Annotated in this window: 13 protein-coding genes and 1 pseudogene; 5 read left to right on the top strand and 9 right to left on the bottom strand. The window is 71.2% G+C overall.

All coding sequences use genetic code 11. The features are described 5' to 3' along the window. Positions 1-51: 51 nt before the first annotated feature. The 5 genes from GAS53_RS38945 to GAS53_RS38925 are packed head-to-tail and all read right to left on the bottom strand — an operon-like array spanning position 52 to position 5,293. A complete protein-coding gene (locus GAS53_RS38945; RefSeq protein WP_151482543.1) occupies positions 52-933 on the bottom strand; it encodes a glycosyltransferase family 2 protein in 882 nt (293 codons plus the stop codon). 8 nt (positions 934-941) lie between these two features. Beyond that, the gene (locus GAS53_RS38940; protein ID WP_151482494.1) at positions 942-1,670 is read right to left on the bottom strand and encodes a CDP-alcohol phosphatidyltransferase family protein; all 729 of its coding nucleotides are present in this window, start codon (positions 1,668-1,670) and stop codon (positions 942-944) included. Positions 1,671-1,698: 28 nt separating this feature from the next. Beyond that, the gene (locus GAS53_RS38935) at positions 1,699-2,760 is read right to left on the bottom strand and encodes an iron-containing alcohol dehydrogenase family protein (protein WP_151482493.1); all 1,062 of its coding nucleotides are present in this window, start codon (positions 2,758-2,760) and stop codon (positions 1,699-1,701) included. Next, positions 2,748-3,500 (bottom strand): phosphocholine cytidylyltransferase family protein, encoded by a 753-nt coding sequence (locus tag GAS53_RS38930; protein ID WP_151482492.1) that lies wholly within the window; start codon positions 3,498-3,500, stop codon positions 2,748-2,750. Before GAS53_RS38930 ends, GAS53_RS38935 begins: the two co-directional genes overlap by 13 nt. Then, complete coding sequence (locus tag GAS53_RS38925) at positions 3,497-5,293, bottom strand: DUF5941 domain-containing protein (RefSeq protein WP_151482491.1); 1,797 nt, start codon at positions 5,291-5,293, stop codon at positions 3,497-3,499. Before GAS53_RS38925 ends, GAS53_RS38930 begins: the two co-directional genes overlap by 4 nt. Positions 5,294-5,584: 291 nt before the next feature. Here GAS53_RS38925 and galE point away from each other — a divergent pair, with 291 nt between their 5' ends. Together galE and idi are read left to right on the top strand one after the other, a co-directional pair. Beyond that, entirely contained in the window at positions 5,585-6,556 is a 972-nt protein-coding gene (galE, locus tag GAS53_RS38920) for a UDP-glucose 4-epimerase GalE (protein WP_151482490.1), read from the top strand. A gap of 484 nt (positions 6,557-7,040) precedes the next feature. Continuing rightward, positions 7,041-7,634, top strand: coding sequence for an isopentenyl-diphosphate Delta-isomerase (gene idi / locus GAS53_RS38915; RefSeq protein ID WP_151482489.1), 594 nt, complete (start codon positions 7,041-7,043; stop codon positions 7,632-7,634). A gap of 138 nt (positions 7,635-7,772) precedes the next feature. On the opposite strand, the gene GAS53_RS38910 is transcribed toward idi, so the two are convergent. Together GAS53_RS38910 and GAS53_RS38905 are read right to left on the bottom strand one after the other, a co-directional pair. Continuing rightward, on the bottom strand, positions 7,773-8,282 hold the full coding sequence (locus tag GAS53_RS38910) for an ATP-binding protein (protein ID WP_151482542.1): 510 nt from the start codon (positions 8,280-8,282) through the stop codon (positions 7,773-7,775). A 129-nt stretch (positions 8,283-8,411) separates the two neighbouring features. Continuing rightward, positions 8,412-9,077, bottom strand: a pseudogene (locus GAS53_RS38905) (HdeD family acid-resistance protein). A 74-nt stretch (positions 9,078-9,151) separates the two neighbouring features. Between GAS53_RS38905 and GAS53_RS38900 the strand changes: the two are divergent. Further along, positions 9,152-9,934 (top strand): enoyl-CoA hydratase/isomerase family protein, encoded by a 783-nt coding sequence (locus GAS53_RS38900; RefSeq protein WP_151482488.1) that lies wholly within the window; start codon positions 9,152-9,154, stop codon positions 9,932-9,934. Here the strand turns inward: GAS53_RS38900 and GAS53_RS38895 are convergent. Together GAS53_RS38895 and GAS53_RS38890 are read right to left on the bottom strand one after the other, a co-directional pair. Next, entirely contained in the window at positions 9,924-10,559 is a 636-nt protein-coding gene (locus tag GAS53_RS38895; protein ID WP_151482487.1) for a DJ-1/PfpI family protein, read from the bottom strand. The genes GAS53_RS38900 and GAS53_RS38895 overlap by 11 nt on opposite strands. Positions 10,560-10,606: 47 nt before the next feature. Beyond that, complete coding sequence (locus GAS53_RS38890) at positions 10,607-11,575, bottom strand: GlxA family transcriptional regulator (RefSeq protein ID WP_151482486.1); 969 nt, start codon at positions 11,573-11,575, stop codon at positions 10,607-10,609. Between the two features lie 137 nt (positions 11,576-11,712). Here GAS53_RS38890 and GAS53_RS38885 point away from each other — a divergent pair, with 137 nt between their 5' ends. Beyond that, positions 11,713-12,579, top strand: a complete 867-nt coding sequence (locus GAS53_RS38885) for an SCO6745 family protein (protein WP_151482485.1) — start codon at positions 11,713-11,715, stop codon at positions 12,577-12,579. A 372-nt stretch (positions 12,580-12,951) separates the two neighbouring features. Continuing rightward, complete coding sequence (locus GAS53_RS55530) at positions 12,952-13,095, top strand: LPFR motif small protein (RefSeq protein ID WP_192583470.1); 144 nt, start codon at positions 12,952-12,954, stop codon at positions 13,093-13,095. The last annotated feature ends 14 nt before the right edge of the window (positions 13,096-13,109 follow it).

Below are 13,109 nucleotides of genomic sequence, written 5' to 3'. Positions count from 1 at the left end.
CCAAAGCCAGGGACCGGGGTACGGCCCGAATGCTCTCAGATATCGAGCTTGTCAGATGACGGGAGGCCGGCCCAGTCGGGTCAGGCGCCATACCGTACGCCACTTCATGGGGCGCCGGGGGCCGCACGAAGTGATCCAGCCCTCTCGGAAACCGCCGAACCAGGCCCTCAGCGCGGGGCGGGAGGGGCGGCGGGCGAGGGTCAGCAGCATCCACACGCCGAGGTATATGGGGACCAGCGGGGCGGGCAGGTTGCGGCGGGCCAGCCAGACGCGGTTGCGGGCGACCATCCGGTGGTAGACCGCGTGCCGCGAGGGAGCGGTCGTGGGGTGGTTCAGGACCATGTCCGACCGGTAGTCGATCATCCAGCCCGCGTCGAGGGCACGCCAGGCGAGGTCGGTCTCCTCGTGGGCGTAGAAGAACTCGTCGGGCAGTCCGCCGACCTCGGCGAGCACCTTCGTACGGACGGCGTTGGCGCCGCCGAGGAAGGTCGTGACGCGCGAGTTGCGCATCGGGTCGGCGGCGCGCAGGCGCGGCACGTGGCGGCGCTGGGTCTCGCCGGTCTCCGGGTCGGCGATGCGGAAGCTGATGATGCCGAGCTCCGGGTCCGCCTCGAAGGCCTGGCGGCACAGCTCGGCGGTGTCGTGGTTCGCGAGCAGGCCGTCGTCGTCCAGGAAGAGGAGGACGTCCACGTCGGTGCCGCCGGGGCCGAACGCCTCGATGCCGACGTTGCGGCCGCCGGGGATGCCGAGGTTCTCGGGCAGCTCGACCGTGCGGAGACCCGGTGCGGACCCCGTGACGTCCGGTACGGGCGAGCCGTTGCCGACCACGACCACCTCGACCGGGTCGCCGTCCTGCTTGGCGACCGAGTCGAGGAGGGCGCGGAGTTCGTCGGGGCGGTTGCCCATGGTGATGATCACCGCGCCGACCTTCATGGACGTGCTCACTTCAGCCTGCTCGACGCGAGGATGGACACCAGGTGCAGCAGGGTCTGCAGGATCGCGATGCCGGCCAGCACGGCGACGCCGAGCCGCGAGAAGAACAGGTCGTCCCTGACCGTGTCCAGGACCGCCAGGACCAGGATCAGCAGGGACGCCTCGACGCCGAGGACGAGCCGGTGGAACTTCAGCGCCGCGGCGGCCTTGCGCGCCAGCGCCATGCCGGAGGAGCGCGGCTCGGAGGCCGACTCCTGGACCGGCGGCTTGCCGGTCTGGTGCCGGGCGACACCGACGAGGTCGGTCTCGGCCTTGATCAGGATCGCGCCGAGGGCGGCCAGGGTGCCGAGGAAGGCCCACAGCCAGTCGATCCGCCCCGAGCCCCACAGGTCGGCGGCGCGCAGGCCGAAGCCGACGAGAACCGCGGCGTCGCACAGATAGGCACCTACGCGGTCCACGTAGACCCCGGCCATCGAGTACTGCTTGCGCCAGCGGGCGAGCTCGCCGTCGACGCAGTCGAACAGCAGGTACAGCTGCACCATCAGCACGCCGAGCACGGCGCCCGGGATCCCCGGCACCAGCAGGGCCGGGGCGGCGAGGACGCCGAAGACGGTCATGAGGTAGGTCAGCTGGTTGGGCGTGACCTTCGTGTTCACCAGGTGCCGGTCGATGCGCAGCGAGAGCTCGCGCATGTAGAGCCGGCCGGCCCAGTGCTCGCCGCTCCGCCGGTCCTTCACACCCGGGGGGTGAACGACCGGGCGGAGCTCAGCTACCGATGGCTTTTGCATAGTCGGCGTATGCGTCCCTGATCTGGTCGGTGGACAGGTCGAGGTGTTCGAGGATCGTGTAGCGGCCCGGTCGGGTCGACGGAGCGAACTCCACGACCTGCACGAACTCGTCCACCGTGAAGCCGATCTCCTCCGGGAGCACGGGCAGGCCGTGGCGGTGCAGGACCTCGGCCATGTACGCGGACTCCTCGCGTGCCCCGCGCAGGTGCATCGCGAAGGCCGCGCCCAGGCCGCACTGCTCGCCGTGGCTGGCCGCGCGCTTCGGGAAGAGCAGGTCGAAGGCGTGGTTGATCTCGTGGCAGGCGCCGGAGGCGGGGCGGGAATCGCCCGCGACCGACATGGAGATGCCGGTGAGGACCAGGCCCTCGGCGAGCACCTGCAGGAAGGCGTCGTCGCCGACGCCGCCCGGGTGCCGCAGCACGGCCTCGCCGGCCTGGCGGGCCATCGCGGCGGCCAGGCCGTCGATCGCCTCGCCCTTCTCGCGGTTGGCGAGCTCCCAGTCCGCGACCGCGGAGATGTTGGACAGGGCGTCGCCGATGCCCGAGCGCACGAAGCGGACGGGGGCCTCGCGGATCACATCGAGGTCGATGATGACCGCGATCGGGTTCGGCACACCGTAGGAGCCGCGGCCCGCGTCGTTGTCGAGGGTCGCGACCGGCGAGCACAGACCGTCGTGCGAGAGGTTCGTGGCGACGGCGACCAGCGGGAGGCCGATGCGTGCCGCGGCGAACTTCGCACAGTCGATGATCTTGCCGCCGCCGAGACCGACGACCGCGTCGTAGTGCCCCTTCTTCATGACGTCGGCGAGCTTGATCGCGTCATCGAGGGTGCCACCGCCGACCTCGAACCAGGTCGCGCCGGGCATCGCCGGAGCCAGCCGGTCGCGCAGCTTGGCGCCCGAACCGCCGCTGATCGCGACGGCCAGCTTGCCGGAGTGCGAGATGCGCTGGTCGGCGAGGACGCTCGCCAGGTCGTCCAGGGCCCCCGGACGGATGTCGACGACGACCGGCGAGGGGATGAGCCTCGTCAGTACTGGCACGCGATTTCACGTCCCTTGGCCAGGTCGTCGTGGTTGTCGATCTCGACCCACTTGACGTCGCCGATGGGGGCGACGTCGATGCGGAAGCCGCGGTTCACGAGCTCCTGGTAGCCGTGCTCGTAGAACTGCTGCGGGTCCGTCTCGAAGACCGTCTTCAGCGCGTCGGCGAGCTCGTCGGCGGCCTCGCCCTCGATAAGGGTGACGCCGATGTACTCACCGGTCGCCTCGGCCGGGTCCATCAGCTTAGTGATCTTCGTCATGCCGCCCTCGGGGCCGACGACGACCTTCATCTCCTCGTCGGCGAGGGACTTCACCGTGTCCAGGGCGAGGATGATCTTCTTGCCGTCGCCGCGCGCGGCGAGCAGGGTCTTCTCGACGGAGACCGGGTGCACGGTGTCGCCGTTGGCGAGGATCACCGAGTGCTTGATGGCGTCACGGCCGCACCACAGGGAGTAGGCGTTGTTCCACTCCTCGGCCTTGTCGTTGTCGATCAAGGTGATCTTGACGCCGTACTTCTGCTCCAGCGCCTCGCGGCGCTCGTAGACGGCTTCCTTGCGGTACCCGACGATGATCGCGACCTCGGTCAGGCCGATCTCGGCGAAGTTGCCGAGGGTGAGGTCGAGCACGGTGATGCTGTCCTCGTTGCCTTCGGGTCCCACCGGCACCAGTGCCTTGGGCAGGGTGTCGGTATAGGGGCGCAGACGCCGTCCGGCGCCGGCCGCCAGCACGAGGCCGATCATGCGGGTTCTCCTTCATCGTGTACGGCGGGTGCGCCGAGTTTGTGCGCGGTCACCCAGAAGCGGATGCTCTCGACGAGCACCACCAGTGCCACGGCCACGGCCAGAGCCGTGAGCGCGAGCTTGAAATCTGTGGCGGCGAGCAGCGCGGCCAGAACGGTGACCAGCAGCGTCCTGCCTTCGTGCCCGCCGATCGCCCGCACCAGCCAGTGCGGCGGCGCGCCGGCGTTTCCGCGGATGCGGTACACCGTGTCGTAGTGATGGTAGGCGACAGCCGCCACCAGCCCGAAAGCCGCTGGAAGGGCTCCGTTTACATCGGCTTTGGCTGCCAGTACCAGAACGGTGCCGTATTCGGCCGCCCGGAACAGCGGCGGAACCAGCCAGTCCAGTGCCCCCTTGAGGGGCCGCCGCAGGGCCACGGGCGACAGGAGTACGTACGCGGCGGCGCCCAGCACGGGCCACCAACTGCCGTACGGGGCAAGCCAGGAGGCGCCTACGACGAGGGCGCCGGCGACCAGGGCCATGACGGCCGGGCCACCGATGCGCACACCGCGCGCCGGGCGCGCCAGGAACTCGGCGAACGGACCCGAGTCGGTCAGGTCGGCCAGGGCCTGGGCGGCACGGTCCGTGCGCTGTGCCTTGCGGGTCAGCGAGCGCAGCACCCGGCCCGCCGTCGTGTACGTCGCCGCGAAGGCACACCCGATGAGCAGCGCGTAGAAGGTGATACGGGGCGTCGTGAATGCCGTGAGCACGGCGATCATCGCCCAGCGCTCACCGATCGGCAGGACGATCATCCGGCGTACCCAGACCGTCCAGCCGACGCTGTCGAGCTTGTCGGAGAGGGCGGCCGTGGGGCTGGTGTTGGCGGCGGCGTCGTGATTCGCCTCGTTGAAGGAGAAGTCGACGACGTGCCGGCAGGTCTGCAGGACCATCGCGCCGAGGGCGAGGGCCCATACGTCGTCTCCGCCGCGGGCCGCGCCGAGCGCGAGGCCCGCGTAGTAGGCGTACTCCTTGGCGCGGTCGAAGGTCGCGTCGAGCCAGGCGCCGAGCGTCGAGTACTGCAGCGAATAGCGGGCCAGCTGGCCGTCCGTGCAGTCCAGGACGAAGGAGAAGAGGAGCAGGAGGCCCGCGGCGACGAAGCCGGCGCGGGTGCCGGTCGCCGCGCAGCCCGCCGCGATGAGCGCGGTGAGCAGCGAGGCCGTGGTGACCTGGTTCGGGGTCAGGCCGCGGCGGGCACACCAGCGGGCGATGTAGCGGGAGTACGGGCTGATGCAGTACGTCGTGAAGAAGCCGTCGCGGGACTTCACGGCCGTCCGCAGCCGGATCGCCTCGTCGTCGACCAGGGAGACGGCCTGCCGGGCCTCGTTGCGGGCCTGCGGGTCCCTCGGCACCTCGGCGACGAGCTCGCCGAGCTCGGGGCGGTGCAGGTCGGAGTCGAGCACCTCCGCGATGCGGTCGGCGAGGATGCCGACCACCACGGAACCGTTCGAGGCGTCATCTGAGGCGGTGCGCAGCGCGCGGGTCAGCGCCGGACGGGCCGCGGGCCGGGCGGTGACGGCGCCGGGGATCGCGGCGGCGTCGAAGCGGGGGTCGGTCAGGCCGAGCCGCAGCGCGTGGACGTGCCCCACGAAGCGGGCGTCGACGACGGCGACCCGCTCTTCGGCGGGCACAGCGGCGAGGAGTGTCTCGGCGTCGGCCGCGTCGGTGGCGACCCGCACCTCGAAGCCGAGCGACCGCAGATCGCCCTCGAGCGACGACCCGGGGGCCGGCTGACCGGTGAGGATGGCGGTCGACAGACGAACTCACTCCTCTGGGTTCCGGCGTACGTCGACGCCGGGCATGTGCGTGTGGGGGCGCCCCAGGCCAAGGACGGCCGGGCGGCATGTCGGCAGAGGCTATCGGATGATGAGAAGCAGCCGTTCACCGGCTGTTCACGGCCCGATCAACATGGTCTGCTTGCCGCGTCCGCCACGATCATCATCGTGGATTCGGGCCCCGTGCCACAAACCACGGCCTATTCCGCCGCAATACCCGGCATAGTTCCTGTGCCGCTCCGAAGCGAGCGGTCCGGCATAGGGTGGGCGCCCATGACATGGCTGATCACAGGTGGGGCTGGATACATCGGGGCACACGTGGCGCGGGCCATGGCCGGGGCCGGGGAGCGCGTGGTCGCCCTCGACGATCTCTCGGCCGGGGTCCCCTCGCGACTGCCCGACGACATCCCGCTCATTCAGGGCTCGTCGCTGGACGGGGAGTTGCTGAAGCGGGTCTTCGCCGAGCAGGCGGTGACGGGGGTGGTGCACCTCGCCGCGCGCAAGCAGGTCGGCGAATCCGTGGCCCAGCCCACGCGCTACTACCAGGAGAACGTCGGAGGACTCGCGACGCTCCTCGACGCGGTCGCCGGGGCGGGCATCGAGCGCTTCCTCTTCTCCTCGTCCGCGGCCGTCTACGGCAACCCGGATGTGGATCTCATCACGGAGGACACCCCGTGCGCCCCGATGAGCCCGTACGGCGAGACGAAGCTCGCCGGTGAGTGGCTGGTGCGGGCCGCGGGCCGCGCGCACGGCATCGCGACCGTGTGCCTGCGCTACTTCAACGTGGCGGGCGCGGCCGCGCCCGAACTGGCGGACACCGGTGTCTTCAACGTGGTCCCGATGGTCTTCGACCGGCTTACGCGTGACGAGGCCCCGCGGATCTTCGGCGACGACTATCCGACGCCGGACGGCACCTGTGTACGCGACTACATCCACGTCGCCGACCTTGCCGAGGCGCATCTCACGGCGGCCCGGCGGCTGGCCTCGCCGGGCGTCTCGGGCGACCTGACCGTGAACATCGGCCGCGGCGAGGGGGTTTCGGTGCGCGAGCTCGTGACGTTGATCAGCGAGGTCACCGGCGACTCCCGGCCCGCACTCGTGGAGCCGCGTCGCCCGGGCGACGCGCCGCGCGCGGTCGCCTCGGCCGCGCTGGCCGCCGAGGAACTGGGCTGGAGCGCTCGGCGCGGGGTGCGCGAGATGGTCGAGTCGGCCTGGCAGGGCTGGCGGCTGCACCACTCCCGATGAGCTGCCGGTTGGTCTGCTCGATGCGCTGACCACTTCGACGTGGAGCACCGCTTCGACGTGGAGCACCGCACCTTCCAGCTGGAGCCCGGCGGACACGCCGAGCATGAGGCGCGGCTCTGTCATTGAGGGGCTGCGCGTGTCTGCCGGGCGTGGGGCGGCGTACGCGTGGTGGCGGAGGTGGCACGCGCACGCGCGGGCGGTCGGGGAGTGCGGCGTACCGATTTCGGGCTACAGCATCAGGCCCGGTTCGGCCCGGTTTCCGGGTACCGGATGACGGGGTGGCGACTCCCGTTCCGGACGGTTCCGTGCCGGTCGCGGCGGGCACGATCAGGGTTCCGGCCGCTTTCGGCGCCCGAGGGGTGGGCGGGGGTGATGTCCGGTTCGGCCGCGCGGCGGAACCGGACATGCAGGACCCCGCGTGGTGCCGGGAGTGCCGGTTTCGTACGGCAGACTTGGGGCTCGAAGACCGATGCGAAGGATGGGTATGCCGATCACACCTGCCACCGCGACGCACAGTTCGTCGAACGGCACCGCCGAAGCCATCTTGCTGGAACTGGTCGACGAGGACGGCAACACGATCGGCACCGCGGAGAAGCTCACGGCCCATCAGCCGCCGGGGCAGTTGCACCGGGCCTTCTCGGTCTTCCTCTTCGACGAGCGGGGCCGGCTGCTTCTCCAGCAGCGCGCGCTCGGCAAGTACCACTCCCCCGGTGTCTGGTCCAACACGTGCTGTGGTCATCCGTACCCCGGTGAGGCGCCCTTCGCGGCGGCCGCCCGGCGGACGTACGAGGAGCTGGGGGTGTCGCCGTCGCTGCTCGCGGAGGCGGGCACGGTGCGGTACAACCACCCCGACCCGGAGTCGGGGCTCGTGGAGCAGGAGTTCAACCATCTCTTCGTCGGAATGGTGCAGGCGCCTGTCCGGCCGGATCCCGCGGAGGTCGGTACGACCGCCTTCGTGACCGCGGCCGAGCTGGCGGAGCGCCATGCGAAGGATCCGTTCTCGGCGTGGTTCATGACGGTGCTGGATGCCGCCCGGCCGGCGATCAGGGAGTTGACGGGGCCGTCTGCTGATTGGTGACGGTCGCTCCGCGGGAGGGGCAGTACTCACAGTGCGGACCGTCCGTGGCTGGTCGCGCCCACGCGGCGGAGCCGCATATTGACACAGCCCCGCGCCCCCAAAGGGGCGCGGGGCCCGCAGCCCACTCCCTGAGACCTCTTAGATTGCTCGCGCGGGTTTGAGGGGGAGCGCCGACCAGATCACCTTGCCGCCGCTTGCCGTGTGTTCGACGTCGCAGACACCGCCCGCTTCCTTCGTGATCTCGGTGACCAGGAGGAGGCCTCGGCCGCCGGTCTGGCCGTGGTCGGCCTCCAGGGCGGTCGGGCGGTAGGGGTGGTTGTCCTCGACGGAGACCCGTACCCACTCGGCGCCGACGGCGACCTCCACGGCGAGCATCGGGGAGAGCAGCGCCGCGTGCCGGACCGCGTTGGTGACCAGTTCGGAGACGATCAGGAGCAGTCCCTGGATGAGGTCGTCCGAGACGGGTACGCCCTGGCGGACCAGCAGGTCACGGACGGCGTGCCGCGCCTGCGGTACCGAGGCGTCGACGGCGGGAGCGGTGAACCGCCAGACTCCTTCGTACGGCAGCGGGCCGGGCGATCTCTCGTCGGGGGGCATCTCCCCGCCGCCTTCAGGGCGTGGGCCGGAGCCCCGCCCATGGTCGTCCATCGTCCGGTCGCCACCCTCGCGCTCGATTGTCACCACATGTCGAGTGTTGGTAACGCACTGGTCCCCACCGGATGACTGAACAGAAGTCAGCGGGTATCGACGGTTTCTGATCGGTGGCGTATGACACCGTCAGTTGTGCGACTGCTCCTGTCCGCCTTGTGCCGAATCCGGAACTCTTCGGGTTGTACGGGTTTGGTGCGAGACGAGACTTACGACGCGCCGCCCGCCGTACCCGGTCGCCACCAGGCTCAGCCCGTCGAAGAGCAGGGCGAGCGAGACGAAGGTTCCGATGACGTACTTGCTGCTGCTGGGCCACGCCGCGAGCACCAGGATGCCGAGGAGCAGGCCGAAGGCGCCCTGCACATGGGTCCAGCCGAACTAGGTCCTGTCTCGGGGAGACAGGACCTAGGGGCCGCGCACCACCAGGCTGCCGGCCAGGCGGAAGACGCCGCCGGTCAGGAACAGCAGCGCGGCGAACATGGTCAGCGCCTCGGCGGCCGCCTCCGGCTTGGAGATGACCACCACGCCGGCCGCGAGGTTCAGGGCCGCGACCACGGCACCGAGCCAGAAGAATTTGGAGTCGCGGGCCTGGACCGCGTGCAGCAGGCCGACCGCGCCCCCGATCAGCAGGAGCCAGCCGAACAGCAGCATCGAGGTCAGCGTGGCGACGCCGGTGTAGACGAGTCCGACGAGCCCCGCGAGCACCAGGACAACTCCGAGCGCGGCGAGCCGGCCGAAGCTGCGGCTGAGCTTCGCGGTCTCGTCCTTGGGCCTGACGGTCCTGCGCCCGGCCATCAGCGCCTCCTCGCGCCTCGCGCCCCGCGCCCCTTTTGATCGTACGTTCGAGGGGTGCGGATAGCATCCGGCCCATGGAGCCGCAGCTGCTGCACAGCGTCGCCGACGGGGTCGCGACCGTCGTCATCCACCACCCGGCCAAGCGCAACGCCATGACGGCGGACATGTGGCGGGCGCTCCCGCCCCTGCTCGACACATTGGCCGCCGACCCTCGCGTACGGGTGCTCGTGCTCACCGGCGAGGGCGGCACGTTCTGTGCCGGGGCCGACATCTCCTCGCTGCGGGGCTCGTCCGGCGAGGCGCAGGGTCTTGCCGTGCGGGCCGAGGAGGCGCTCGCCGCGTTTCCGAAGCCGACGCTCGCGGCCGTGCGCGGTTACTGCGTTGGCGGAGGGTGCCAGCTCGCGGCGGCATGCGATCTGCGGTTCGCGGACGAGGAGGCGTCGTTCGGGATCACTCCGGCGAAGCTGGGGATCGTCTACGCGGCCTCCTCCACCCGGCGGTTGGTGTCCCTCGTGGGGCCTGCCACCGCCAAGTACCTGCTGTTCTCAGGCGAGTTGATCGACACGGGGCGTGCACTGCGTACCGGTCTGGTGGACGAGGTGCTGTCCGGCGATGAACTGGGCAAGCGGGTCGCCGAGTTCAGCCGGATCCTTGTCTCGCGTTCGCAGTTGACGCAGGCGTCGGCGAAGGAGTTCGCCGACGGGCGTACGGACCGGGACGCCTACTGGGCGCAGCAGGCGCGCGACGGCGGCGACACCGCGGAGGGGGTCGCCGCCTTCCTGGAGCGCCGGCAGCCGGACTTCACCTGGACCACGTCCGCATCCAGGTCCCCCTCCTCCACGTCCTCTACCTCGTGATGAAGCGGCTCTTCGAGCGGAACTCCTCGACGAGATGGGCCGGTGCCTTCTGCGGGGAGCCCGCGTCGTAGGGCGGCTGCGGGTCGTACTCGGTCCACAGCTGTACCGCCTGGGCGTGTTCGTCGCCGGCGATCCTGCCGAGCAGGGTGAGTCCCATGTCGATGCCCGCCGAGACGCCGGCCGCCGTGACGTACTTGCCGTCGGTCACGACCCGCTCGCCGGTCGGCTCGACACCGAAGCGCTTGAGATAGTCGAGGGCCAGCCAGTGGGAGGTCGCACGACGGCCCTCCAGCAGTCCCGCGGCGGCGAGGAGGAGCGAGCCGGTGCACACGGATGTCGTCCAGGTGCTCGTGGCGTCGGCTGCGCGCAGCCAGTCGAGGAGTGTCTCGTTCTCCATCTGCGGGGTCTGGCCGGGGCCGCCGGGGACCACGACGATGTCCGGGTTCGTGACCTCCGCGAGCGTCTTGTCGGCGGTGAGGGCGAGGTTGCCGGTGTCGGTGCGAATGGGTCCCGTCTGCTCGGCGACGAAGACCGTTTCCGAGTCGGGGAGGCGGCCGAGTGTCTCGTAGGGGCCGACTGCGTCGAGGGCTGTGAAGCGGTCGAAGAGCACGATGGCGATGTGCATGGAGGGCCTTTCGGTCAGGGGGTTCGGGGGGCGGGTCGGAGCGCGAATCACACGGCCGGCGCTGGACGGAAGCGGCGCCGGTATTCCGCCGGGGCGGCGCCCAGGGCCTTGACGAAGGCTCGGCGCATGGATTCCGGGGTGCCGTAGCCGCTGGCTCTTGCGATCTGTTCGATGCCGTCCGTGGTGTCCTCCAGGAGACGGCGGGCGTGTTCGAGACGGACGGCGTCGACGTAGCGGCCGGGGGTCATACCCGTCTCCGCCTGGAAGGCACGGGCGAAGTGGCGGGGCGACAGGCGGGCGCGGGCGGCGAGGGAGTCGACGCACAGGTCGTCGCCCGGGTGCTCGGTGATCCACTGCTGGACCTCGCGCAGCGGTTCGCGCCGGGCTGTCTGTGCGGACAACTGGGCGCTGAACTGGGCCTGGTTTCCCGGGCGTCGCAGGAACACGACGAGGTGGCGGGCGATGGTGAGAGCCGCCTCCCGGCCGAGGTCCTCCTCGACGAGCGCCAGGGCGAGGTCGATCCCGGCGGTGACGCCGGCCGAGGTGGCGACCTGGCCGTCGCGTACGTAGATGGGGTCCGGGTCGACCTCGATGGCCGGGTGGTCGCGGGCGAGCCGCTCGCAGTACGCCCAGTGGGTCGTCACGCGGCGACCGTCCAGGAGGCCCGCCTCCGCGAGCAGGATGGCGCCGGTGCAGACGGAGACCAGGCGGTCGGCGCGCGGGCCGTGCTCGCGAAGCCAGTCGATCACGCGCGGAGCGGGGCGGCGCGTGCCCTGGCCGCCCGGGACGAGCAGGGTGTGCGGGGCCGGGGCGTCGGCCAGGGCATGGTCCGGGACGAGGGTCAGACCGCTGGATGCGCGGACCGGGGCGCCGTCCAGGGAGGCGGTGTGGATGCGGTACGTCCCTCCGGAGTGGCCGGCATAGGTGTCGGCGCCCGCGAAGACCTCCACGGGGCCCGCGACGTCGAGGCTCTGGACGCCGTCGAAGAGGACGACGAGGACGGTTCGGTGCGCCATGTGCTCGATTCTTCGCGGGCCGCTGGATGGCCGCAATGACGAGTACCCCACCTTTCCTGCCATGGAAGGCACACGACGAGCCCGGATCTCTGCCCCCACCATTCCCCACGTACCGACCAGTCGGTAACCTGCGCTTCATGACGACAGCCCTGCCGGAGCGCGCCGGACGCCGATGCCACAACGTCCTCAACCCCTTGCACTCGACCCACTACTTCTCGCCCGATCTCGGCACGGAGCTGGCTGCGGTCGGTGTCACGGACCGCAACGCCGCGTACTTCGCGGTGCGCGCCGCGGCCATGGGGCCCGTGGGCGCGGGCACGGTGACGGCGACCTTCTACAACTTCCGCCATGAGCTGGTGGAGCGGCACGTGCCCGAGGTGTGGCGGGCCGCGTCCCCGGAGGTCGTGCTCGCGGCACGCGCGCGTGCCGTGGACGCGACGCTGCGGCGGCTGCTCGGGGACGAGGTGCTCGCGTCCAAGGAGGTCGCCGAGGCGGCGGAGCTCGCGCTGCGGGCGGCCGAGGCGTCCAGCAGGACCGCCCGACCGCTCTACTCCGCCCACGCGGACCTGCCGGTGCCCGACGAGCCGCACCTCGCGCTCTGGCACGCGGCGACGCTGCTGCGCGAGCACCGCGGCGACGGACATCTCGCGGTGCTGCTCGGCGCGGAACTCGATCCGGTCGAGGCGCTGGTGAGCCACGCCGCGACCGGCAAGGGCATGGCTCCGAAGTGGGCCATCACCACGCGCGGCTGGACTCGCGAGCACTGGGACGCGGCGACGGGCCGGCTCCGGGAGCGTGGACTGCTGGACGCCGAGAGCGAGTTGACGGAGGCGGGCGTCGCTCTGCGCAAGGAGATCGAGATACAGACGGACCGCCTCGACGCGGCTCCGTACGAGCACCTGGGCGCCACGGGCGTCGAGCGTCTCACCGAGCTGGCCACGGGACTGCTCATGACGGCGCTGGCCGCGGGGGCGTTCCCCGAGGACATGATCGGCAAGAACTGAGCGAGAGCCCCCGGCGGATCGGCCTGTCCTCGGGCACGCGCACGCGTGGACGTCGGCGCGGCATGGCGTGCCCGGCGGTCGAAGGGGTGCTTTGGTGGCCCGGCTCCGCCGGCTCCTCACGTCCCGCCGTGCACGCGTGCGCGTGGACGTCGGGGCATCGCCGACGAGGCCGCCACAGGGGCACGCCTCACCTGCCCGCGTGAGCGAGAGCGACGGCATCGCGACGGAGCTGCCCGAGTGCCTCGCGTCGCGCACGCGCGCGTGGCACTCGGGCCGTGCCCGGCCACCCGTCCCGGCCGTGATTCGGAACGCCGCGCCGCGGTACCCGTACGCCTTCCGGTCAGTACGGCGGGGAGACGAAAGGGGAAGCAAGTGTTCCGTGCCATCGCAGACGTGTTGCGGCAGATCGGCGGGGCCGTCGCCACCGTGGTGACGCTGCCGTTCCGGGCCCTGGCCCGGCTGTTCGGCGGCGCCTCGCACTCGACGCGGCGCACCGGGCGGGCCCGCCGGGTCTGACACCGCGGCCCGCC

Source organism: Streptomyces albicerus (genome assembly GCF_008905045.1).
GTDB classification, from domain to species: domain Bacteria; phylum Actinomycetota; class Actinomycetes; order Streptomycetales; family Streptomycetaceae; genus Streptomyces; species Streptomyces albicerus.
The sequence above is the reverse complement of the archived record's forward strand: the minus strand, read 5'-3'. Positions and strand labels throughout refer to the sequence as shown.

Bases quoted from the DNA above. Each gene is read 5' to 3' on its own strand.
- GAS53_RS38945 (WP_151482543.1), bottom strand. From the start codon at position 933: ATGAAGGTCGGCGCGGTGATCATCACCATGGGCAACCGCCCCGACGAA.
- GAS53_RS38930 (WP_151482492.1), bottom strand. From the start codon at position 3,500: ATGATCGGCCTCGTGCTGGCGGCCGGCGCCGGACGGCGTCTGCGCCCC.
- galE (WP_151482490.1), top strand. From the start codon at position 5,585: ATGACATGGCTGATCACAGGTGGGGCTGGATACATCGGGGCACACGTG.
- idi (WP_151482489.1), top strand. From the start codon at position 7,041: ATGCCGATCACACCTGCCACCGCGACGCACAGTTCGTCGAACGGCACC.
- GAS53_RS38910 (WP_151482542.1), bottom strand. From the start codon at position 8,282: ATGGACGACCATGGGCGGGGCTCCGGCCCACGCCCTGAAGGCGGCGGG.
- GAS53_RS38900 (WP_151482488.1), top strand. From the start codon at position 9,152: ATGGAGCCGCAGCTGCTGCACAGCGTCGCCGACGGGGTCGCGACCGTC.
- GAS53_RS38895 (WP_151482487.1), bottom strand. From the start codon at position 10,559: ATGCACATCGCCATCGTGCTCTTCGACCGCTTCACAGCCCTCGACGCA.
- GAS53_RS38890 (WP_151482486.1), bottom strand. From the start codon at position 11,575: ATGGCGCACCGAACCGTCCTCGTCGTCCTCTTCGACGGCGTCCAGAGC.
- GAS53_RS38885 (WP_151482485.1), top strand. From the start codon at position 11,713: ATGACGACAGCCCTGCCGGAGCGCGCCGGACGCCGATGCCACAACGTC.